Origin of the sequence: Sporolactobacillus shoreicorticis (genome assembly GCF_024125445.1) — a bacterium.
Classification (GTDB): domain Bacteria; phylum Bacillota; class Bacilli; order Bacillales; family Sporolactobacillaceae; genus Sporolactobacillus; species Sporolactobacillus shoreicorticis.
Map to the genome: position 1 here is coordinate 38,293 of NZ_JAMXWM010000028.1, position 22,462 is coordinate 60,754.

General features: G+C 44.0%; 23 protein-coding genes and 1 other annotated feature. Of the genes, 15 read left to right on the top strand and 8 right to left on the bottom strand.

Annotation, left to right across the window (positions count from 1 at the left end):
- Positions 1-3: 3 nt before the first annotated feature.
- Positions 4-1,191 (bottom strand): hypothetical protein, encoded by a 1,188-nt coding sequence (locus NIE88_RS17870; protein WP_253064224.1) that lies wholly within the window; start codon positions 1,189-1,191, stop codon positions 4-6.
- Positions 1,192-1,423: 232 nt separating this feature from the next.
- Positions 1,424-1,642, top strand: a binding site (T-box leader).
- Between the two features lie 39 nt (positions 1,643-1,681).
- Between NIE88_RS17870 and thrS the strand changes: the two genes are divergently transcribed.
- Positions 1,682-3,610: a threonine--tRNA ligase gene (gene thrS, locus NIE88_RS17875; protein WP_253064225.1), complete on the top strand. Its 1,929-nt coding sequence runs from the start codon at positions 1,682-1,684 to the stop codon at positions 3,608-3,610.
- Positions 3,611-4,117: 507 nt separating this feature from the next.
- On the opposite strand, the gene NIE88_RS17880 is transcribed toward thrS, so the two are convergent.
- The 4 genes from NIE88_RS17880 to NIE88_RS17895 all read right to left on the bottom strand — a co-directional run bounded on the left by NIE88_RS17880 (position 4,118) and on the right by NIE88_RS17895 (position 7,881).
- The gene (locus NIE88_RS17880) at positions 4,118-5,110 is read right to left on the bottom strand and encodes an acyltransferase family protein (RefSeq protein ID WP_253064226.1); all 993 of its coding nucleotides are present in this window, start codon (positions 5,108-5,110) and stop codon (positions 4,118-4,120) included.
- A gap of 267 nt (positions 5,111-5,377) precedes the next feature.
- Positions 5,378-5,848 carry an RpiB/LacA/LacB family sugar-phosphate isomerase gene (locus tag NIE88_RS17885; RefSeq protein ID WP_253064227.1) on the bottom strand — a complete coding sequence of 157 codons (471 nt, stop codon included), beginning with the start codon at positions 5,846-5,848 and terminating at the stop codon, positions 5,378-5,380.
- A 102-nt stretch (positions 5,849-5,950) separates the two neighbouring features.
- Positions 5,951-6,820, bottom strand: a complete 870-nt coding sequence (locus NIE88_RS17890) for a TIGR03943 family putative permease subunit (RefSeq protein ID WP_253064229.1) — start codon at positions 6,818-6,820, stop codon at positions 5,951-5,953.
- 11 nt (positions 6,821-6,831) lie between these two features.
- Complete coding sequence (locus NIE88_RS17895) at positions 6,832-7,881, bottom strand: permease (protein ID WP_253064231.1); 1,050 nt, start codon at positions 7,879-7,881, stop codon at positions 6,832-6,834.
- Between the two features lie 206 nt (positions 7,882-8,087).
- On the opposite strand from NIE88_RS17895, the gene rpsN reads away from it, so the two are divergent.
- The 6 genes from rpsN to NIE88_RS17925 all read left to right on the top strand — a co-directional run bounded on the left by rpsN (position 8,088) and on the right by NIE88_RS17925 (position 12,494).
- Positions 8,088-8,357: a 30S ribosomal protein S14 gene (gene rpsN, locus NIE88_RS17900; RefSeq protein ID WP_290446578.1), complete on the top strand. Its 270-nt coding sequence runs from the start codon at positions 8,088-8,090 to the stop codon at positions 8,355-8,357.
- Positions 8,358-8,371: 14 nt separating this feature from the next.
- A complete protein-coding gene (locus NIE88_RS17905) occupies positions 8,372-9,550 on the top strand; it encodes a GTP-binding protein (protein WP_253064233.1) in 1,179 nt (392 codons plus the stop codon).
- 111 nt (positions 9,551-9,661) lie between these two features.
- On the top strand, positions 9,662-10,567 hold the full coding sequence (locus NIE88_RS17910) for a metal ABC transporter solute-binding protein (RefSeq protein ID WP_253064235.1): 906 nt from the start codon (positions 9,662-9,664) through the stop codon (positions 10,565-10,567).
- Positions 10,568-10,783 carry a hypothetical protein gene (locus NIE88_RS17915; protein WP_253064237.1) on the top strand — a complete coding sequence of 72 codons (216 nt, stop codon included), beginning with the start codon at positions 10,568-10,570 and terminating at the stop codon, positions 10,781-10,783.
- Positions 10,784-10,847: 64 nt separating this feature from the next.
- Positions 10,848-11,618 carry a metal ABC transporter ATP-binding protein gene (locus NIE88_RS17920; protein WP_253064238.1) on the top strand — a complete coding sequence of 257 codons (771 nt, stop codon included), beginning with the start codon at positions 10,848-10,850 and terminating at the stop codon, positions 11,616-11,618.
- A 66-nt stretch (positions 11,619-11,684) separates the two neighbouring features.
- Positions 11,685-12,494, top strand: coding sequence for a metal ABC transporter permease (locus NIE88_RS17925; protein WP_253064239.1), 810 nt, complete (start codon positions 11,685-11,687; stop codon positions 12,492-12,494).
- Positions 12,495-12,540: 46 nt separating this feature from the next.
- Here the strand turns inward: NIE88_RS17925 and NIE88_RS17930 are convergent, their stop codons facing one another.
- On the bottom strand, positions 12,541-13,407 hold the full coding sequence (locus NIE88_RS17930; protein WP_253064240.1) for a CvfB family protein: 867 nt from the start codon (positions 13,405-13,407) through the stop codon (positions 12,541-12,543).
- A 341-nt stretch (positions 13,408-13,748) separates the two neighbouring features.
- On the opposite strand from NIE88_RS17930, the gene NIE88_RS17935 reads away from it, so the two are divergent.
- Both NIE88_RS17935 and NIE88_RS17940 read left to right on the top strand, forming a co-directional pair.
- Positions 13,749-14,474, top strand: coding sequence for a Crp/Fnr family transcriptional regulator (locus NIE88_RS17935; RefSeq protein WP_253064241.1), 726 nt, complete (start codon positions 13,749-13,751; stop codon positions 14,472-14,474).
- Between the two features lie 73 nt (positions 14,475-14,547).
- Positions 14,548-15,480, top strand: a complete 933-nt coding sequence (locus tag NIE88_RS17940) for a thermonuclease family protein (protein WP_253064242.1) — start codon at positions 14,548-14,550, stop codon at positions 15,478-15,480.
- 65 nt (positions 15,481-15,545) lie between these two features.
- Here the strand turns inward: NIE88_RS17940 and yvfG are convergent, their stop codons facing one another.
- Both yvfG and NIE88_RS17950 read right to left on the bottom strand, forming a co-directional pair.
- Positions 15,546-15,791, bottom strand: coding sequence for a protein YvfG (gene yvfG / locus NIE88_RS17945; protein ID WP_253064248.1), 246 nt, complete (start codon positions 15,789-15,791; stop codon positions 15,546-15,548).
- A 38-nt stretch (positions 15,792-15,829) separates the two neighbouring features.
- The gene (locus tag NIE88_RS17950; protein ID WP_253064250.1) at positions 15,830-16,498 is read right to left on the bottom strand and encodes a B3/B4 domain-containing protein; all 669 of its coding nucleotides are present in this window, start codon (positions 16,496-16,498) and stop codon (positions 15,830-15,832) included.
- 229 nt (positions 16,499-16,727) lie between these two features.
- On the opposite strand from NIE88_RS17950, the gene NIE88_RS17955 reads away from it, so the two are divergent.
- The 6 genes from NIE88_RS17955 to lepB (NIE88_RS17980) all read left to right on the top strand — a co-directional run bounded on the left by NIE88_RS17955 (position 16,728) and on the right by lepB (NIE88_RS17980) (position 22,397).
- Positions 16,728-17,258, top strand: coding sequence for a methylated-DNA--[protein]-cysteine S-methyltransferase (locus NIE88_RS17955; RefSeq protein ID WP_253064252.1), 531 nt, complete (start codon positions 16,728-16,730; stop codon positions 17,256-17,258).
- A 79-nt stretch (positions 17,259-17,337) separates the two neighbouring features.
- Positions 17,338-18,234 carry an amidase domain-containing protein gene (locus NIE88_RS17960; RefSeq protein ID WP_253064258.1) on the top strand — a complete coding sequence of 299 codons (897 nt, stop codon included), beginning with the start codon at positions 17,338-17,340 and terminating at the stop codon, positions 18,232-18,234.
- A 141-nt stretch (positions 18,235-18,375) separates the two neighbouring features.
- The gene (locus NIE88_RS17965; protein WP_253064260.1) at positions 18,376-18,849 is read left to right on the top strand and encodes a tRNA (cytidine(34)-2'-O)-methyltransferase; all 474 of its coding nucleotides are present in this window, start codon (positions 18,376-18,378) and stop codon (positions 18,847-18,849) included.
- Between the two features lie 253 nt (positions 18,850-19,102).
- Entirely contained in the window at positions 19,103-20,998 is a 1,896-nt protein-coding gene (prkA, locus tag NIE88_RS17970) for a PrkA family serine protein kinase (protein WP_253064262.1), read from the top strand.
- A 59-nt stretch (positions 20,999-21,057) separates the two neighbouring features.
- Positions 21,058-21,627, top strand: coding sequence for a signal peptidase I (gene lepB, locus NIE88_RS17975; protein ID WP_253064264.1), 570 nt, complete (start codon positions 21,058-21,060; stop codon positions 21,625-21,627).
- A gap of 200 nt (positions 21,628-21,827) precedes the next feature.
- Positions 21,828-22,397 (top strand): signal peptidase I, encoded by a 570-nt coding sequence (lepB, locus tag NIE88_RS17980; RefSeq protein ID WP_253064266.1) that lies wholly within the window; start codon positions 21,828-21,830, stop codon positions 22,395-22,397.
- The last annotated feature ends 65 nt before the right edge of the window (positions 22,398-22,462 follow it).

Here is a 22,462-nt window from a genome sequence, read left to right on the forward strand (position 1 = left end):
ATATTATAGTAATTTCAAAAATACCGAAGCAATAATTACTGAAGCAATGGACACGGTAGCAAATCCACCGACCAGCATTTTCGGAAGAATATTTTCAAGAAGATATTCTTCTTCATCCGATGTGCTTGAATTGTTTTTGCAAACTTCGGTGGTTAATATGTAGTCTGCAGGGAAACCAAACAGCGCAGTGAGTGAGCACGCGAATGCCATGGGCCGACTCATTCCAAACGGTTTTGCAAGAATAAGAGATGCCAGATACATTCCTAGTATACCAAGAATAATTAAAACAACAATTTGAATAATGATATGTGCTAATGTTGACGGTGTTGTCAGATTCAGTTGCGAGAATACATAGGCTAATAATCCGTAAATCAGCCAATTAAATACACCGGCTTGATTAAGAGCATTACCTTCAAGAAAGCCTAGCTGGTGGGCAATGACACCAAAGATAAGGCAAATGACAAACGAATTAATGACTCCATGCATCAGCTGAGCAGCGAAAAGACTAAGAGCAGCTACAATAGCGACACGAACCAGAATAAAGGACGAGGTCTGATAATCGTCTGGAAGTCCGAAGATGCGTTTTACCGCTGCACTGTCTGCACGATTCATCATCATCTTTGGACGGTTCGGATCTAACTTGATTGACTCTGTACGGAACTTATTAATTAAACGCTGGCTTTCTTTTTTTAGCATCATTGACGTAATTGGATAACCAATGAGACTGTGCATAATGAACATGGAAACAGGAAGTGCGACAAGTGCAGTAATTCCGGCAGTTCTGAGTCCGTCAGTCATCAGTAATGCAGCAACGAGTCCGCCGGTAAGTGGCGGGACAGCAGAAATAACCGTGTGCCAGTCGAAAATGAATGAGCCGATGGTCAATGTAAGCAAGATAGTCCCGCAGACGCCGAGGAGGGCGATGGCCACGGCTTTCCATTGCTGGATGAGCTGTCTCAGATTCATGAGTGTGCCTAGGTGGACTAATAAAAGCGCGATACAGATCTGAACGAATTCTGTATTGTAAGATGCCTGAGTGACGACATCTTTAGGAATAAATGTCCAATAGCCGACGATAAAAAGAACGGCTGTGACGAAAACAGATGGAATATAAGCCTTTGATGCAGCAGACACCCATTCCCCAATGAGCATGAAGAGCATGACTGCCAGAAAGCAAAGTAAAAACGACATGATTGGTGCCTCCCAAAACTGTAAAAATAATTCACTTAAGTAAAGTGTGAGTAAATACTAACACCTGATACTAATTAAATCAATGCTGCTAAAAATAAAAATTAATTAAATTTTAGCTTTTTATTGTTTCAAAAAATTGCGGATTTTTCTGGCAAAAAAAGTTTATTCTTAGGTGTACTTGCACTTCGAAGACGAAACGCATACAATAAGGACATTGACAATTATCAAAAATATAAAAGCGTTGAAGAGGACACGAGCTGTTGTGATCATTCTTAGAGAGGGAAGGATGGTGCGACTTCCTAATGAATTACAATGGACTTACCGCCTCCGAGCTTTAGCGATGAACCGATAGTAGTCGCTGACGGCGCAGCCGTTATCTGATCAAGTGCCATGATCGCTTGGCGGTCATGGAACAAGGGTGGAACCACGAGCTTAGACACTCGTCTCTTATTGGAGGCGGGTGTTTTTATTTTTCAAAGGAGTGAAAGTTATGTCATCTGTAAAACTAACGTTTCCCGACCAATCGGTTCGGAAATTTCCAAAAGGCGTTACGGCTGAACAGGTCGCGGAATCGATCAGTTCAAGCCTCAAGAAAAAGGCGGTTGCAGGCAAGGTCAATAGCAATTTGTATGATTTGACTCGCCCGATTGAAGAAGATGCGACACTTGAAATCATTACCTTGGATTCTGAAGATGGTTTGGAAATCATGCGCCACAGCTGCGCGCATCTTTTAGCGCAAGCATTAAGGCGGATCTATCCGGATGTAAAATTAGGTATCGGTCCGGTGATCAAAAATGGTTTTTATTATGACGTTGATTTGGAGCATTCATTATCCAAGGAAGACTTTCCTAAGATTGAAAAAGAAATGAAAAAAATTGTAAGTGAAAATCTGCCGATTGTGCGTAAGGAAGTCAGTCGCGCAGAGGCGATCGACCTTTTTACAAAATTAAATGATCATTTGAAGCTTGAATTAATTCGCGATCTTCCGGGAGACGCGACAATCACCATTTATTCGCAAGGCGAATATGTCGATCTTTGCCGAGGACCGCATCTTCCGTCAACAGGCAAAATCAAGGCATTCAAACTGATGAATGTATCCGGTGCGTACTGGCGCGGAAACAGCGATAATGAAATGCTGCAGCGTATTTACGGAGTCGCGTTCCTGAAACAAAAAGAATTGGATGCGCATCTTCATTTTCTCGAAGAGGCAGCGAAACGCGATCACCGCAAGCTGGGCAGGCAACTGGAATTGTTCATGTTCTCCGAAGAGGCACCGGGCATGCCTTTTTACTTGACAAATGGTCAGATCATCCGTACAGAGCTGGAGAACTTCTCACGTGAATTGCAGCGTCAGGTCGACTATGATGAGGTTCGCACGCCGTTGATGATGAATCAGCGGCTGTGGGAAAACTCAGGTCACTGGGATCACTATCATGAAAATATGTATTTCACAAAAGTGGACGATGTGAACTATGCGCTCAAGCCAATGAATTGTCCGGGTCACATGCTGATCTATAAGGATACCTTGCATTCCTACCGTGATCTGCCGATTCGTATTGCCGAGTTCGGCCAGGTTCACCGTCACGAACTGAGTGGGGCACTGAATGGTATGCTGCGTGTCCGCACGTTCTGTCAGGACGACGCGCATATCTTTGTTCGTCCGGATCAAATCGAAAGTGAAATCAAGAATATTTTCCAACTGATCGGCAAGATTTATGAAACCTTCGGATTCAACTATACAGTGGAACTTTCAACCATGCCTGAAGATCATATGGGCAGTCTGGAAATGTGGCAGCAGGCGGAGGCAGGTCTGAAGCGTGTGCTTGAAGCGATCAATCAGCCCTATACGATCAACGCGGGCGACGGCGCATTTTACGGTCCGAAAATTGACTTCCATATTAAAGATGCCATCGGACGCGAACATCAATGCGCGACAATTCAGCTTGATTATCAGATGCCGGAGAAATTCGATTTGACGTACATTGATGAGAACAATGAAAAGGTACGCCCGGTCGTTATTCATCGCGCTATTTACGGATCACTCGACCGCTTCTTCGCCATCCTGATCGAACATTTTGCCGGTGCGTTCCCAACTTGGCTGGCGCCGAGGCAAGTGCAGCTCATTCCGGTCGCCGATGTGCACATTGATTATGTGAAGAAGCTGGTGACCGACATGAAGAAGATCGGCATCCGGGCTCATGCGGATCTGCGCGGCGAGAAGCTCGGTTACAAGATCCGTGATGCGCAGACGCATAAGATTCCCTATATGCTTGTCATTGGTGATCAGGAAATTGATCAGAACGCTGTTAATGTTCGTAAATATGGTGAACAGAACTCTAAGACGGTCGCCTATGATGCGTTCAAGGCGGACATTCTGAAAGAAATTAAGAACAGAGTAACCCCGGTTCCGAAGGCCTGACCAGCAGCGGAATCACTCGATTATTTCATTAAAAAAGACGATTGGGCATTCAAATAAAATGAGTGCTCAACCGTCTTTTTTGTGCTTATTTTCGCTGATTCAGTTTCCTGCTGATTTCATCTAATTTAGCGATTATGTCTTGATCACGATGTACAGTTGCTCAATTGAACAGCATTTTGATTAAGAAGAAAATGCCGAAAAGCACACAAAAAACGAGAATAAGCATAGTAATCAATTGAAAAATAATTGATCCGAGACTAAAAGAAAGCATCTGACTTCCTCCTGTACCGTGAGCTTTTATAAAAAAGTTATGCTGTTTGTTCCTGAGCGATGGAATTTCGTTCGGCATCAAGAATTTTCCCGAGTAGGATTTTTGTGATTCAAGTATAGCATTTTTTCTTTGCTGAGTTGTTCAAATGATTGGAATAAGAAACAGCCCCCTGAATTGGATTTTATTTGTCCAACTTCAGGAGGCCAGCTCAAAATAGGAAATTTTAAACGACGCAGTTATTGCTGTAAATGGGGCATTTTAATCTCAACAATCGGTTTGGTACACAGCCTGACGGGACGACTGGCAAGTAAATAGCAGAGTGCCAGTGACGCGGCGAACAAGAAGGCATATTGATACACGTTTTGAATGCTGTCGTAAATGGGGAACAGGACCATTGTTTTGATAAAAAATCCATGGAGCAGATAAATGTACAGTGTATTTTTCCCGAGTGCTGTAAAGGAAAACTTTTTCTTAGGAATCAGTGCCATGAAGGCGAAAATGGTAATAAAGGATACGGTGTACACAGCAAGGCGTGTGAGACTGCCTTCGACATTTGACAGTCCAAATGCCTGATAAGATGAATCATGCAGAACCCAGTTCTGAAGATCCTTTGGAAAAACAAAATGACATGCGAGATAAACGGCTATTAAGATAAATAGTGAGGTGATCCGCATGATTTTGCGTGTCAGCAGATTGCTGAACTGCTCCTTCTTCATTAAATAGCCAAGATAGAAGAAGGGGAAGAATGCGAGTGTACGGGAGGCGCTGTAGTCTGTCCCGAATGAATCGATGAAGCCAGCACCGATACCCATCATGATCGCAACTGGGAAGCCTATTTTTCCAAGCTTTGAAAACGGAATGATCATCAGTTTCCAGCATAACATGCTGATTAGAAACCAAAGCGTCCAGTGCGGCGAGACTAAATCAATTTTAAAAGATTTTGTATATCCGGTCACATAATAAAAATAGGAATAAATAATCTGAAAAATCAAGTATGGAGTCACCGTCTTAATAATCGAGTTTTTCACATAACCCTGCTTGTTGAAGTGCTTTGAGAAAAAACCTGAAATAAGAATAAACGCAGGCATATGGAAAATAAAAATGAACGTGTACAGTGAATAAATCTCAGGTATGTCGGATTTAAGATTCGTTAAGCTGTGTCCGAAAACGACAAGCAAGATTAAGAAGAACTTGGCGTTATCAAAATAACTGTCTCTGATTTTCGTCATTTGCTTCTTCTCTCCCCTTTGACTGATTATCATAAGAATTTCGTTTCCTTTCATGACAAAATTGCGGTTGTCATCAAGTGATGACGCGAATGCAAAAAGGATGTAACACTGTAACAGTGCGGTCAATTGATTCGACATCTTATGCGCTTATCCTCGCATAGAAGCATTAATTTTTACTTAACGGAAATATGGCAAAAAAATAAAATCCGCACAAAAAAAAACAGCCTCTATGAAGAAGCTGCTTTTAACAAATCTATTCGTTAGTTTTTAGATTTCCGATAGTTTTTTCAAATGCTTCTCAGAAATCGCTTGAACCTTTTTAATTCGGTTCGTATATTTCTCAATGCCGCTCAGTACGTCGGTGTGCATCCAGACGTTGACGATCTCCAATGCAATTCCTGATCCAATGATTTTGCCCCCAATGCATAGCACATTGCTGTCGGTATGCTGCCGGGCGAGCTTTGCACAGAACGGATCCTGGCAGACGGCGGCATTCAAACCATAGATTCGGTTTGCAATCAGCGCGCTCCCATAACCGACGCCGTCGACAAAGATTCCGCGCTCTGCTTCACCTTTTGCGACTGCGAGGGATGCGGGATAGACATAGTCGGACAAGTCGCAGGATTCCTTGCTGTCTGTTCCGAAATCAATTACTTCATGTCCTTCGTTTTCAAGCCAAGCTTTGATTTCGCCTTTTAATTCATAGCCGGCGTGGTCACTTGCCATTGCGATTTTCACATTCATACCTCCAAAGGATTAACGATCTTATTTATTCATCCAATCTTTATTATAGTATAAGTTTCCATGAAGTTAAGAAAAAGAGTTGCTTATTATGAAATGTTAATCCAGCAGGACCCCATTATCATACACATAGGGATGATCCGGTTCTTTGACCTGAGTGATCTGTGTCTTTGTGAGTACGGGTATCCTGCTGCCTGCCTGATTAACAGTATCAATCGTGCCGCGGACACGAATCCACTCATCCTTCTTTAGATTGGCAACCGCTCCTTTTGTACGCAGGCCATAAACTGAGGCGTCGGCGATGCAGCACGAAATATCGAAGCGTGCTGTAACGATCTCGTGAGCAGGCAGCTGCTTGTCATGGTAAACAAATCCCGTCAGGGTCAGCTGCCTTCCTTTAAACGCGTTCGGATTCTGCTCAAGAATATTTAATATATAGGTGTAATGCGCATCATCGACCGTGATCATTTTCTGACTGAGCAGTTTCTTTTTTAACGCGTTAAATTGCTTTTGGCTGATCGGATTTCGTAATGCACCGGCGGGCTTGACCGCAGTTCCTGAATGACTCGTTTTGCTGCGGACAGAAGATGCCTGCTTCAAGGCTCGATTAGCGGCCACGTCGCTCCCCAAAGTATGATTTGGGAAAATGAATCCGGTGAGAATAGGAAAAAAGAAAAGACAAAAGAAAATAAATGAATGAAGGCCCTTCTTTGGAAGCGGATGTGCGTGCTCATGCTCATGCCCGCATCCGCATTCCTTACCATGATGATGCTGATCAGGAGGCAGGATCAAATGAATGAGGCTGAGCAGGGCTAGTACAATAATGGCTGCCGTGGTGTAGCCCTCAAGTTTTGGTGATAAATAGTATTTAAGATCACCATAGAGTGCGAGCCGAAAAAGAAATAGTGCCATTCCTCCAAGCGCAATGCCCCTTAAATAATGATGGAATGCAAGTCGCTGTTCATTCATTATCAGTCACCTCACACGAGAAAATCCATAATTCTGCATAAAATATAGACGGTTGCAACTGAGAGAAGCATAAAGACAATGACAAATCGGAACTTAAAGGCACCGAGCAGCATCATGGTGTTTTTAATATCCAGCATCGCACCGAAGACAAGAAAAGCGGTGATCGCACCAGGTGAGAACATGCCGGAAAACGAAGAGGCGAGGAACGCGTCGGAAGTCGAACAAACTGATAACAGATAGGCCATGCCCATCATCGATGCCGGCCCGATTGCCGGATTTGCACCAACTGAAGAAAGTAAGTGCTGATTGAAGAAGGTCTGGAACGAGCTGGCAATTAATGCTCCGAAAATAAAAAATTTAGCCGTATCGAAAAATTCGCCGCTGATGTGCAGTAAGAGCTCATGCAGTTTATTAGGCCCTTCATCTTCATGATGGTGATGACGATCCTGCGCGTGTTCATAAAAGGATTGCCAACTGATGACACCGTTTTCGCGTGCGGGCGTGTTTCCTTTTAAAATGGATTGCTTTCGAAACAGCAAATAAACGGCGCCTCCAATGAACAGCGCTGCGAGAAATCCGATGATCATACGGGCATAAAGAATAACGGGATTATTTTGAAAAGCGTAGAAAGTGGACAAGAAAACAATTGGATTGATAATTGGAATGGATGCGACCATAACAACACCGATGTGTTGCGGCAGTCCTTTTTTTATTAAACTGCGTATTACAGGAATAATCGCACATTCGCAGACTGGAAAAACGACACCGGCCAGTGCCGCCGGGATCATGGCGTACAGATGCCGGCCGGAAAATATACGGTGAATGAAATCTTCATTAACGAACGCCTGGATGAGAACGGAAATCACGACTCCGATTAAAATAAAGGGCAGTGATTCAATGACCATACTTAGAAAGATTGTGTTAAAGCTATAGAACTGCGACGGTATTTGTTTCGGCGCGATCCCATTTGTTTTCTCCGAAAAGAAAACAAGAAGAAAAAGAAAGATGAAAAAGATAATGGTCATGGGATGACTGATGCGTTTTTGAGCGGATGTGTTCATTGCAAGCTTGTCTCCTTTTTTGCGGCATCTAATTTGCAGGATCTGATTTCGATTAAATTGAGGTTCCGTTACTAACCCTATGAACAAAGCAGAGATTTAGAACCATTCACCTGCTCCCCCTCTCGCTTGCAATTGTGTCAGTTAAGTGCTTTAATAAGAATCATAAAACGTAATAATTACGATTTAAAAGAGAAGGGAATACGATTATGGCTAAAAAATCAAAAGTAGTTAAGGAATTGAAACGTCAAGCAATGGTTGCCAAATATGCTGAATTGAGGCGTGAATTGAAAGAGAAAAAAGATTATGCCGCATTGGCAAAACTTCCTCGTGACTCATCACCGACACGTTTGCACAATCGCTGTCCGTTGAGCGGACGTCCGCACGGTTACATGCGCAAATTCAACATGTCACGTATTGCTTTTCGGGAATATGCACATAAAGGTCAGGTTCCTGGTGTGAGAAAAGCAAGCTGGTGAGGAGTGGAACGAACATGGGCTCATCGTTCCGAAAAATACCTGTTACTGTACTGAGCGGCTATCTTGGGGCAGGAAAAACAACCGTACTGAATCATATTTTGGCAAACAGAGACGGGCTTAGAGTCGCTGTTATTGTCAATGATATTGGCGAAATTAACATTGATGCAGCACTTATCGATGCATCGGACAATTATGCACCCGCTGTCGAAAAAGTGGTTCCGCTTACCAACGGCTGTATCTGTTGCAGCCTGAGTGGCGATTTAATCGAACAGATTAAAGCATTAGTCCGGGAAGACAGGTTTGACTATATTTTAATCGAGGCTACCGGAATCGGCGAACCGATTCCGGTAGCTCAAACCTTGTCTTCGGATCATGCTGACGGACCTAATCTCTCAAGCTTATGCCGGCTCGATACAATGGTGACGGTCGTCGATGCATATCGCGTTGCCGACTGTTTCCAGGCCGGTCAAGGACTGATAAGCCATGATGATCATGCTCATCGTGAAAACAAAGACATTTCCGACTTACTTGTGGAACAGATTGAATTTTGCGACGTATTGATCTTAAATAAGTGTGATCTGGTGGATGATGCCACATTGAATCAAATCGAGCGCATTTTAAAAACACTCCAGCCGGATGCTTGTATCATTCGTTCTGTTTATGGGAAAGTCGATCCGTTACAGATCATGAATACACATCGATTCAACTATGATCGGGCGTTCGAATCGGCTGGATGGTTTCAGGCATTAACTCATGGTGATCACGAGCACCATCATTCCGAGGCAGAAGAGTACGGAATCTCAACGTTTGTTTATCAGCGGCGCAGACCTTTCCACACTGGACGATTAAAACGTCTGCTTAACAATCTGCCGCAGGAATGCATTCGTTCCAAAGGCATTGTGTGGTGTGCTTCGCGAAATCAAACGGCTGTGCTGTTTTCTCAGGCAGGGAACTGCGTATCGCTTAAACCGATTACGTATTGGGTGGCGGCACTTCCCGAGGAAGAACAGGAACGAATACTGGAGAGGCATCCTGAATCCATTAATGAATGGGACTCCGAATATGGCGACAGACAGACCAAGATTGTTTTTATCGGCATAAATCTAAACGCAGAGACAATGACCGCTGATCTTGATCATTGCCTCCTAAATCCATCCGAGTGGACACAGAGTTGGGATGCGTTCGAAGATTAATCGAAATAAACTTGACAGATTAAAACGTAATCATTACTATTTATATTTGTGGAATAAAACGTAATTGTTTCGTTTTATTGAATTACATAGTATAGAAGGGGATTGAAAAAGATGAACCATTTAAAAAAAATACAGTTTTTATTCCTAAGTTTCATTCTATTAGTTGGCATTCTGGCAGGCTGTGGCAATCGTTCGTCCTCGGGAGAACGTTCATCTTCAGATAAGATCAGCATTGTTGCGGCTGAAGATTTCTATGGGGAAGTTGCTGAAGCGGTTGGCGGCAAACATGTTGCTGTGACTTCAATTATTAATAAACCAAGCATGGATCCGCATGACTATGAACCGACAACGGGAACGGCTAAAGCGGTCAGCCAAGCAAAGCTTGTTGTTTATAATGGTATCGGCTACGATGGCTGGATGAGCAAGCTGGTGAAAAAGTCGGATGATCAAACCGCTATTCGTGTCGCTGAGGACGTCATGGGCAAAAAAGACGGTGACAATGAACATCTCTGGTATCAGCCGGAAACGATGCCGAAGCTCGCTGACTATCTTGCAGACAAACTCGCAAAAATTGATTCGAAACATGCTGATGAATACAAGAAAAACGCAAAAGACTATATTTCAAGCATTGACCCGGTTAAAGAAAAAATCGAGGAACTCGGTAAAAATGCCAATCAAGGACTTGTCGATGTATCTGAACCCGTTTTTGATTACACACTGGACGCACTGGGTTATAAGGTAGCAAATAATCATTTTGAAATCGCGGTTGAACAGGAAACAGATCCGTCACCTAAAGATATAGCTGCGATGCAGAAGGACATTAAAGAAAAACGTATTGCCTTCTTCGTCAGCAATATTCAGGAAATCAGCCCGACTGTGAAGAAAATGATGAAACTTGCTGATGAAAACAAGGTACCTGTTGTTAAAGTAACAGAGACTTTGCCTGCAGGAAAAGACTATAAAACATGGATGATGGATCAACTGAAGCAGGTTGAAGACGCGCAAAATACCAAATAATTGGATGAACCTTTCGGAGAGCACTTGCGTCAATGTCTCTTCGATTTTTTTACACAAAACGGTCAGGCAGGCTTTGAAAATCAATTTCGCGGAAAAGGAAAGCGATCTTTTTTGACCGGTGTCCTGGAGCTGTATCTGCGGCAAGTCGTGATGCATGAAAACGGCAGTCAATTGCTTGACAAATCAAATCGAAATGATTACTATTTATCAATGTGACAATTCTCTTAATCTAAAAAAGTACCGAATCAATACCTATAGTTATTTAGGGGAGGTTTTTCAAATGCTTCGCCGCGTTCAGATTAATAATCTTCATGTCAGCTTTAACGGAGAAGAAATCTTGAAGGAACTTTCATTCGATGTCTCTCCGGCTCAAATGTACGCCATAATCGGACCAAACGGAGCGGGAAAATCAACCCTGTTAAAATCGATTCTTGGTTTGATTCATCCGCAAGACGGAGAAATCGTGTTAAGCAGTGATCAGAAAAAAACGGTGATCGGTTATGTTCCGCAATCACGCGTGATCGATGATGAGATGCCGATTAGTGCAAGAGATTTCATTTCACTCGGACAAACGGCCTCACCTTTTCCGTGGCTGTCAAGACGTGAAAAAAAAACATTGAAAGAAATAATGCTTTTTACAGATAGTGACCGTCTGGCAAGAAAACCGGTGGGTAAATTGTCCGGCGGAGAACGGCAGCGGGTTTTTCTGGCTCAGGCACTTGTACGCCATCCTGATCTGCTCCTTCTTGATGAATCAACGGCGAACCTTGATCCTGATGCCCAGAGGCGCATGATGGAGCTTGTGAAGAAGTCAGTTAATGAATGGGGCGTAACTGTTCTTTTCATTTGTCATGATCTGCAGATGGTCAGAACCTATGCGGATCATATTCTGCTCATGTCACGGAACTTTTTTAAAACAGGAGATGTACCGAGTATTCTTGACGATCAAAACTTGTTAAAAAGTGTTTTTCAATCGTCATTCGTTGAAGGCGAAAGGCGTCATGAGAGTCCCGCCTCTTCAGGTCTGTCGCTTTCAGCTTCCTCTAAGTAAAGCCGGATTAGACTGACGAGATCGGAAAAACTGTTCTTGATGGAACGGTTAAATGGAGGGAAAAGGATGTTTCAGTACGACTTTATGCAGCACGCGTTTGTCGCGGGGACATTAATTGCAGTCATGTGCGGCGTGATTGGTGTTTTCATTATTGCACGTTCGCTTTCATTTGTTGCGCATACCATTTCACACATTGGCTTTGCCGGAGCAGCATTTGCCGCCTATGCGGGTATCGATCCGCTCATCGGTCTGCTCGCCTTTACGCTTGCCGGGTCAATCGGCGTCGGACAAATGGGAGTACGGATGTTTCGCCGCGATGCATCGATCAGTGTCATTCTCAGTTTAGCGCTTGGCTTAGGTATTTTATTTTTGTCAATTGGGAATATTCAGGGAAATTATTCCCGCACCCTGCTGTTCGGCAGTGTCGTGGGCATTGACTTACAAGATATTTGGCAGATTATTGCCATAACGTTGTTTGTCCTTATAGCTCTCAGCGCAGGCTATCGCTGGCTCAAATTCGATTCGTTTGATCAGGTCGGCGCCCAGGCCGCAGGCTTACCGATTCGCTGGATTTCAATTGGCTTTCTCCTGCTTATGGCCGTTGCGACGAGTGTGACGATTCAAATCGTCGGTGCACTGCTTGTTTTTTCTTTAATGACCGTGCCCGCTGCTGCTGCAAGGCTTTATACTCAATCCATTTTCGGAATGATCCTTTTGTCTTCATTGATTGCCGTACTGAGCGTTTGGTTCGGTCTGGCTGCCGGCTATTATACTAATGCACCGGTCAGCTTCTTTATCGTCGCGTTTGATGCGGTCAGTTATTTTCTTGGAATGATCTATCATCGGCTCATGGAGCGACGGCAAATCGCGGCATGACCGATAAAAAGGCCTGATCAGGGCAAGATTCCTGATCAGGCCTTTTTTATTTATCCTGCTTTAAGTAGCTCCATCCGTCCTTCTGATACAGTTTTCCTTCTTTCATCAGCTGACCCAGCGCCTTCTTGAAGTCGCCTTTACTGATGCCAAATCGCTCTCTGATGTCTTCAGGAAGACTTTTATCCCAATAAGGCATGGCGCCGTCTCGGCTGTTCATGTAGGTAATGATTTTCTCTGAATTTCCTTCAATCATTTCGTAGCTCCGCGGTTTCATGGAAAGGTTCAGGCTGCCGTTTTCCTTCACATCGATGATGCGGCACTCAAGTGCTTGTCCTAGTCTAATGGTTCCATTGATTTCTGCGTCATGAATAAATCCGATATAGCCTTCATCGGTCAGCACATGAGCTCCGTCTGGAACAAGGCGGTAGATGGTGGCATGAACATTTTTATTCCGCAGTTTATCAGGTGCGGGAACCGAAAGTTTCCGCACTTCCGTTTCGTCCGCTAATCTTGCGAAAAGGCGCTGTTTTTTGTCCAGCTTCAGGCTACAGTATACACGATCGCCCGGCTGCGGCCAGTTTTCCCAATTATACGGCATGTCGTCTTTGGAAAGTAAAAGATCCTTATTAATGCCGATGTTGAGAAAGACGCCGTACTTTTTATGCAGGGATACGGCAGTTGCCCAATCAAAAGCGTCAAAACGAACCGTAGGAATTGATGTCGTTGCTGCAATTCGTCCTTGATGATCCTGATAAAGAAATACAGTGATCCTTTCATGCTCGCTTAATTTGCCGGTCACATCATTCTCATGGAGAAGAACCTCTTGTTCTCCGCCATCGCTGAGAAAATAACCGAAAGGAGCTTTATGCGAAACCTCCAGGGTTGTTATCATACCGGCTGTCAACTCTGCCAAATTTGTTCCTTCTTTCTAACCTTGATCTGATTAAACCGTTTATCTTCATTATAGCATGGTCATATCTCTTCCTATTCAGAATCGTTTTCAAATAAAATTCTTATAGAATGCCAAGTGTTGATCCTTGGCTAATCTGAAGTAAAAAAAGCAGAAAATGCATACTTCGTAAAAGCTGTATGATTTCCGTCACACTTTTTGCATTAAATTAAGAAAATCTCTTGTATAATGAAAGAAGAAAAGTATTGTATTCTTGGCAAAGCAATTTTGCCCCTTTGTGAATGTTTTTTGCTTCTAAGATAATTATTGATTATAGATGATTGATAGTAAAAAAAGGGCGTGATATGATGGAAGAGCTTGCTTGTTTAAATCAGAATGGTTTGAACAATACATGCATGTTTTCGAAGCAAAGCATGCAATCGCTGAAATCAGTGATGAACGTGGCGACCTTTAAAAAGGGCACGAACGTCTTCTGGGAGGGAGACCCTGCCGACAAGCTCTATTATGTGCTTGGAGGACGCGTTAAATTATTTAAATCTGCGTACGACGGAAAGGATTTAGTGCTTCACTACTTTATGGAAGACGATTTGTTCGGAGAAATCAACTGCCTCGGCAGCGTCGAAAATTCGTTCACAGCGACAGCGGTTACTGAATGCAAAATCGGAATCATTTCTGAGAAAGATCTGGAGCCGCTGCTGCTCTCGAATGCAGGACTGTCGTTTGAATTTATGAAGTGGATCGGCATGCTGGGTCAATTTACCCAAATTAAAATGCGCGACCTGATCTTCTATGGGAAGAACGGCGCACTGGCTTCTACCTTGCTGAGAATGATTCACGGGTACAGCCGTACCGAGGAAGACGGTATTCATTATACGATCAGTTTGACGAACACGGATTTGGCTCAGCTCATTGGTTCGACACGTGAGACGGTGAACCGGATGCTTCAAGCGTGGAAAAATGATGGGGCTATTGATTATTATCATGGATCGATTGTCATTAAAAATTTGAATTATATTAAGGCGATCTGCCATTGTGAAGATCGATGCCCGCTGAATATTTGCCGCTTGTGAGGTGGCGAACATCCATTGAACGACCTCTTCATGAAGCAGCTCAATGGATGTTCAAAATGAATAGGTGAATGGAATGAAAAAAATTGATTTAAACGGGCACAGGGGAAGCCATGTGCTCATCATGCTGTTCTTGTCTTTAATCCTGCTTTCCGGATGCGCTGAGCTCAGTGGCAGTGAAACGCCAAGCAAAGCCGGGCAAAAAAGTGAAGCTATATCAAATTCGGACTCGATAGATTCATCAAGTTCGATTGCCGCGTCGGTCGGAGATTCAAAGATAGCAGTAAGTAAAAGTAAAAAACCTGAGCATGGTGTGACTGCAAAAGTGACGAAGGTTGTTGATGGTGATACGTTCCAAGTGCTTTATCAAAAGAAAGTGACTACAGTGAGAGTGCTGTTGATTGACACACCGGAAACCCATCATCCCAAATTAGGTGTTCAGCCCTATGGACCGGAGGCAAGTGCGCAGGCACATCGGCTGCTTGATGGGAAGACCGTGACGCTTGAACTTGCCAAAAATGGCGGCCGTGATAAGTATGGACGGCTGCTTGCCTACGTCTTTGTTGATGGTAAATCCTTTGAATCGCTTCAACTGGCTGGCGGACTGGCCCGGGTAGCTTACGTCTACCCGCCAAACACTAAATATATTGACCAGTATCAATCGGTAGAGAATCAGGCACGAGCGGAAAAAATCGGTATTTGGTCTGTAAATGGATACGCCGAAGCAAATGGCTTTCATCCGGAGGTCATGAAGGGAACGGCGGCGTATGACGAAATACATAAGAGCAGTAATCAATCGTCAAGCACGGCAGTATTTGAAAATATAGGAGAAGGCCAGACTTTGCCGAGTCAAGCGGGTGATTGCAACGGCCTGATTAAAGGTAATATTTCGTCTCGAGGAAAAATATATCATATGCCATCCGACCGATACTATAAGGTCACGAAGGCAGAGGTCTGTTTTAAGACTCGAAACGCTGCCGTGAAGGCGGGCTTTCGAGCAGCAAAATAACAGACATGAAAAAAGACCGTTTAGTAGCTTTAAACTGCTTGACGGCCTTTTTTCTGTACGGTGATTTACTGCTGCTGCATTTGCTGCTGCGCTGCGATCTCTTCTTTTACTTCCCTGTAAGCCGTATCTAAATTGCGGATTCGGCGCATCAATTCAAAATTTTTATTAATCCGGTCTTGAATGATTGCTGAAACAACGGTGTGATAGTAGCTGTTCATCGTATGAACGGGTGTCTGCGCATCGCCGTTTTTCTTTAGTTGCAAATGCAATGCGTCCTTAAAGTAATCAACGCTGAATAAATCTGAATTCATTGTAATTCCTCCTTGCGGGCAGTTACTTAAAAGTTATTCTATTGAATCAAGGTTAATTCATGAGTTCCGCCATGAACCTGTGTAAACATTTCCGCCATTTTTGTGATCAGGAGATGCGCTTCATCGCTGTCCATTGAGGGACGCAAATAAACAATTTGCAATGCTTGTTTTGTCTGCCCGGTTACGCAGGTTCGTTTTGAATCGACGATCGGGCTTCCAAAGGCCTCGATGCTGTCCGCAGATAAAATTTTATCCTTCATATGCATGGTCCGGCCGTTCAAACCATCATAATGATCGTCATCAGTACCAATTCTTATGTGAATCGGAGTGTTGAGTTTGGTTGCGTCGTATAGACCCATCGGTATGCTGTGCTGAACGCTGAAGAAATTGAGCAGATCAACCGCTGAATTCACAAAATGCGGTGCACCGTCTTTTTTAATTTTTCGCAGCAGCGCCTCCTGAGACGGTCGGTAGCGAGAAGGATCAGTACCAGTCTTTTTAAAGATGCCTCGCCACTCTTTGATGCCAGGAATCTCACATACAGGATGATCATTTAATGATAGTTGAATATTTTCATAGTACAAAGGCAAACGGTCGCCAATTAATGGCGGCAAGTCGCTGACGCTAATCGCCGGATAGTATATGACGCCGATCTTAAAATCGGTTACTGCCTCTTTCAATTGAGAAGAGATCGAAACATCAAACATGACGCGCCTCCTAGGTGACAATTTACACTCAGTGTATCATACAAATCGTCGTATTTGCGCCAAAATGCTGTGTTATAATGACGTTAACTAAAAGTTAAAGAACGGCTCTACCAGTAATTTTATCATCATTATTCTCATTGCACCCAGCTAAACGGTGGCATTGCATTGAGAAAAAGTGTTATCAACGGTCTATCATGGTGACTCAAAATGAGCAGGAGGAATTTCATACATGAATCAAAACGGTTATCTTGCCATTCAAGAAATGGAAACGGCCATCGGAACGCTGACATTATCTGTTTATGGATCTAAATTATGCCGCATTGATTTTGGGCATTTTGCTGAACGAGAGCACGAAGTAAAGCGGTGGGCTGAGAAGCATGGGCTGCCTGTAATTGTCAACAGAGATGAACGGCAGTGTGCGGAGGCAGTTCGCCAGCTCAGCGAATATTTTAATGGAAGAAGAAAAACATTTACTTTGCCGCTGCTCATGAAGGGTACGGAATTTCAGCGTAAGGTATGGAAAGCACTGACCGCTGTTCCTTTCGGTGAAACGCGTTCTTATAAGGACATTGCACGCGCAGTGAATAACCCAAAAGGTGTACGGGCTATCGGGATGGCGAATAACCGCAACCCTATTCCCATTGTTGTTCCATGTCATCGAGTGATCGGTGCAAACGGTTCGCTTGTCGGTTATGGCGGTGGACTTGAGGTAAAACAGTTTTTATTGACCCTTGAAAAGCCACAGGCCGCGATTCACTAGGCGCAACAGAAACAGCATGATTTGGTTACAGTCTGCATAAATAAGTGATAACGAAATCATGTTGAAACGGGGAATTTGCGTGGAGTGGAAAAATGCATTTCAGAAACATTTGACAATGCTTGGTGATTATTGGGTTGGCGGCGCTGATCCGCACAAAATGGCATTGGCCCCTGAAGAATTGAAGCGCCTGATGAATAAAACAAAAACACTCAATGACCAGCAGGCTGAGATTGAGCATGCGATTATTCAGGCACGAGAAGTGCAAACCAAGGACAAACGTGAGGATTTGGTTGTTGACTACTCTCTGCATACTCAGTGGCTGGTTAAAAAGCAAAATGATTTCTTCCTTGAGGAGCGTATGGAGAATCGGCAAGCAGTTGTTCGCGGAAACCGTCTTGTTTCCGACATCTTAGTACCTCTGGCAGCAGAAGAGGAGCAAACAGCAGTGCGTGAAGCGGGTGATCAGGCTCCTGCCGACATTCGTTCACGGAGCTATGATCGGCTGGCTGCGGTACGTTATGCGGATTTATGGTGGAATCGCAGAAATCCTCAGTATCCAATGGTCGGCGATGATTGTACCAACTTTATTTCGCAATGCCTTCATGAAGGGGGCATCCGCATGTGGGGGAACCCGATCCGTAACAGGGGATGGTGGCACGTGCAGACGAACTGGAGTTTCAGCTGGACGGTAGCAAACAGTTTGTGTATGTATTTAGGCAAGCCGGATGGCGTGATCGGTGCAGTTGAACGCGCTCGGGCGAATGAACTGGTACCTGGTGATGTCATTTGTTATGATTTTGAAGGAGACGGCCGTTGGAACCACAATACCATCGTTACGGCAATGGATGCTGCCGGAGAGCCGCTGGTGAATGCACATACCTATGATGCGCGTCACAGACCATGGCCGTATACCGATTCACCTGCGTATACAGCTAATATTCGCTATAAATTTTTTCACATTAAAGATCAAGTGTAAATTCATGGTTCAAGATGTGCTATAATAAACACTATCATAAATAGATTACAAAGGTCGGTGCTTCCGGCCTTTTTTCAATGCAGACTTTTATCTCGGACAAGACGCCGAGGGTTCACCTGAACACGTATAGGAGTGTCTGAAATGGGTAATCATGTTGTTCTTTATCAACCGTTAATTCCGCCGAATACAGGAAATATCGCGCGAACCTGTGCCGGGACGCATAGCGGTCTTCATCTGATTCGTCCGTTGGGTTTTTCTACGGATGACAAGCATTTAAAACGCGCCGGTCTCGATTATTGGTCATCTGTCGATCTTCATTATTATGATTCGCTTGACGATTTCTTTTCCAAGCACCCGCAAGGAGAGTACTATCTCGTTGAGACTGATGGCAGCAGACCTTATGATGCTTTTGATTACAGCGACCCAAGTAAAGAGTACTACTTCTTTTTCGGCCGTGAAACGACTGGACTCCCGAAAGAATTCGTGACAGCTTATCAAAATCGCTGTGTTCGCCTGCCGATGACAGGAGCCATTCGATCGCTTAATTTATCCAATTCAGCAGCGATTATTGTCTATGAAGCCCTCCGTCAGCAGCGTTTTCCGGGATTAACTTAATGGTTCTGTCTTTCTTCATAAACTGTACTACAAGATGATACCGCATGCCATTTTAATTGCTAGCTGTGCGAGCGTTTAACCTCGTCTAAAAAAATAATAGCAGTTAATTTTTCTTTTGCTAGTGGCTTTTCCATAGCCTTGTGTCACGTTGCTTCTGTATCTGTTCATAGTTTCCATGAAAGATTATCAGCCGACCGCATACACTTAAATACATGAGTGGAAGCATTGGTGAATCTTTTCTAGGGGGGATACAATGAACTTTCTTGATAAACTGAAACAATTCCGCGACTACGAGGGACAGCTGAAATGGGAAGGCACGTTTGCAGACTACTTAGAACTAGTGAAGAAGAATCCGATAATTGCACAATCCGCGCATTCCAGGGTTTATCAGATGATCATTTCTGCCGGTGTTTCGGAGAAGGACGGACATAAGCACTATCACTTCTTTGACGGACAGATCTATGGCCTTGATGAAGCAATTGAACGCTTGGTTGAGGAATACTTTCATCCGGCAGCACGGCGTCTGGATGTTAAAAAACGAATTCTGCTTTTGATGGGGCCGGTCAGCGGAGGTAAATCAACAATTGTGACGATGCTTAAGCGCGGATTGGAAAAATATTCGTGGACGGATGAAGGAGCGCTTTATGCCATTAAAGACTGCCCGATGCACGAGGATCCACTTCATTTAATCCCGCCGCACCTGCGTGAGGATTTCTTTGAAGAGACAGGGATTCGTGTCGAGGGGAATCTCTCACCGCTGAATGCGATGCGTCTTGAGAAGGAATACGGCGGTCAAATTGAAGATGTGCCAATCGAGCGCATCTTTCTTTCCGAGGATAAGCGTGTGGGCATTGGTACCTTCAGTCCCTCCGACCCGAAATCGCAGGATATTGCCGATTTGACAGGAAGTATTGATTTTTCGACCATTGCTGAATACGGATCGGAATCTGATCCGCGTGCCTACCGCTTTGACGGAGAACTCAATAAAGCGAATCGCGGAATCATGGAATTTCAGGAAATGCTGAAATGTGATGAGAAATTTCTGTGGCATTTGCTGTCACTGACGCAGGAAGGCAATTTCAAAGCAGGCAGGTTTGCGTTGATTTCGGCAGATGAACTGATCATCGCACACACGAATGAAACGGAATACAGAACCTTTATCAGCAACAAGAAAAATGAAGCGCTCCACTCACGTATGATCGTGATGCCGGTTCCTTATAATCTTAAAGTCAGTGACGAAGAAAAAATTTATGAAAAATTGATTTCTGAGAGCGACGTTGCCAATGTTCACATCGCACCGCATGCCCTGCGGACAGCGGCAACGTTTTCGATCCTAACTCGGTTAAAGGAATCCAAGAGCCGTGGGATTGATTTGATTAAGAAAATGCGTCTGTATGACGGGGAAATTGTCGAAGGTTATAATGCGGCGGATATTAAAGAACTGCAGCACGAATTTCCTGATGAAGGCATGAGCGGGATTGATCCGCGTTACGTTATCAACCGAATTTCCTCAGCCATCATCAAGAAGGGTGTTCCGTCGATTAATGCGCTGGATATTCTGCGCTCAATCAAAGAGGGTCTGGATCAGCATCCGTCAATCACCGAAGAGGATCGGACACATTATACCGAATACATTGCGCTTGCACGCCGTGAATACGATGAACTGGCGAAGAGCGAGGTCCAAAAGGCTTTCGTATACTCGTTTGAGGAATCGGCGAAGACGCTTATGGACAATTATCTGGATAATGTCGAAGCTTACTGCAACAGTAACAAGATTTTTGATCCGATCACCGGTGATGAGGTCGACCCGGATGAGAAATTGATGCGCTCGATTGAGGAGCAGATCGGTATTTCCGAGAATGCGAAGAAATCCTTCAGAGAAGAAATTCTGATCCGTATTTCCGCCTATGCGCGCAAGGGCAAACGCTTTAATTATAAATCTCATGAACGATTGAAAGAAGCTATTCAGAAAAAACTGTTTGCGGATCTGAAAGATGTGGTGAAAATTACAACGTCAAGCAAAACACCGGATGAAACCCAGTTAAAAAGAGTTAATGAAGTTATTGCTCGACTTGTCGACGAATACGGCTATAATTCTACATCGGCTAACGAATTACTAAGATATGTAGGAAGTCTGCTCAATCGCTGAGATTCGTAATTCATGAACCGGGAATGAGCGGCAAATCAAGAAGGGACACTCGCGAGTCAATGAGTAAAACAAAGAGAGAACTGTGGAGCTGGATTCGAGCGATCGCCATTGCGGTTTTGGTCGCATTGCTCGTTCGTCATTTTATTTTCAGTAATTATATTGTGCGCGGCGACTCAATGAAGCCGACACTGCAAGACAGCAACCGATTAATTGTCAACAAAATCGGTTATTCAATTGGTGCGCCGCATCGCTTCGATATTATTGTTTTTCATGCAACGCGTACCGAAGATTACGTAAAACGGATTATCGGACTGCCTGGAGATACAATCTCCTACAAGAACGATCAACTTTATGTAAATGGCAAGGCCGTTGAAGAACCGTATCTTCAGCAGTACAAAAGTGCTCTGCCGCAGGGAAGGCAGCTTACGGAGAATTTCAGCCTGAAATCAAAGACCGGCAAAATGCATGTGCCGAAGGGAAAACTCTGGGTCATGGGTGACAACCGTCAAAACAGCGAGGACAGCCGCTATTTCGGTTTTGTCAGCGAAAAGTCTGTGGTTGGCAAAGTCTCGGTCCGTTACTGGCCGTTTAATGAGTGGTCGGTTTTGCAGGAAATTGCGATTCAATGATTCGAAACATATCCTTACTAAGCGCCGATTGCCTCTTCGGCGCTTCTTTACTGATTCATTATTGGGACAAGCGGCACGGTTCCTTGTGATCGTTCATCGATTCGTGTACATTAGATTAAGAAGAATATGCCGGTGACCGGATAAAAAAGGTATGGTAAAAGGTTTTCTAGAGAATGATGATAATCGGGAGTCGTTGCAGAATGAGTCAAAGAAAGAAAAGAAATGAAACATTTGCCTGGTTCCGAGCAATCGCGCTTTCTGTGCTGATCGTCGTTATTGTACGGACATTTATACTGGGGAATTACATTGTAGACGGTCCGTCAATGGAGCCGACGCTATACAATGGAGACCGATTAATTGTCAATAAAATTAATTACCGAGTATCGCAACCCAAGCGGTTTGATGTCGTGATCTTTCATGCAACCAAGACGGATGATTATGTGAAGCGTGTCATTGGTCTTCCTGGGGATACGATCCGCTATGCGAATGATCAGCTGTATGTGAATGGCAAGAAAGTCGCCGAGCCTTTTCTAAAAGAAGAAAAAAGCAGGATGCTGACCGGACAGCTTACATGGGACTTTTCATTAAAGGAGTTAACCGGCAAAACGAAGGTTCCAAAAGGCATGTTGTGGGTGATGGGCGACAATCGTCAGAACAGTTCAGACAGTCGAGTTCCGCAGATTGGTTTTATCAGTGAGAAAAAGGTCGTCGGCAAGGTTGATTTGCGCTATTGGCCTCTTAACGATTTCGGTATTATCCATCGCAATTAATGGTCATGAAATGACAACAAAACCGTTGATGAAGAGCAATTTCTGCTCGTTCATCAACGGTTTTA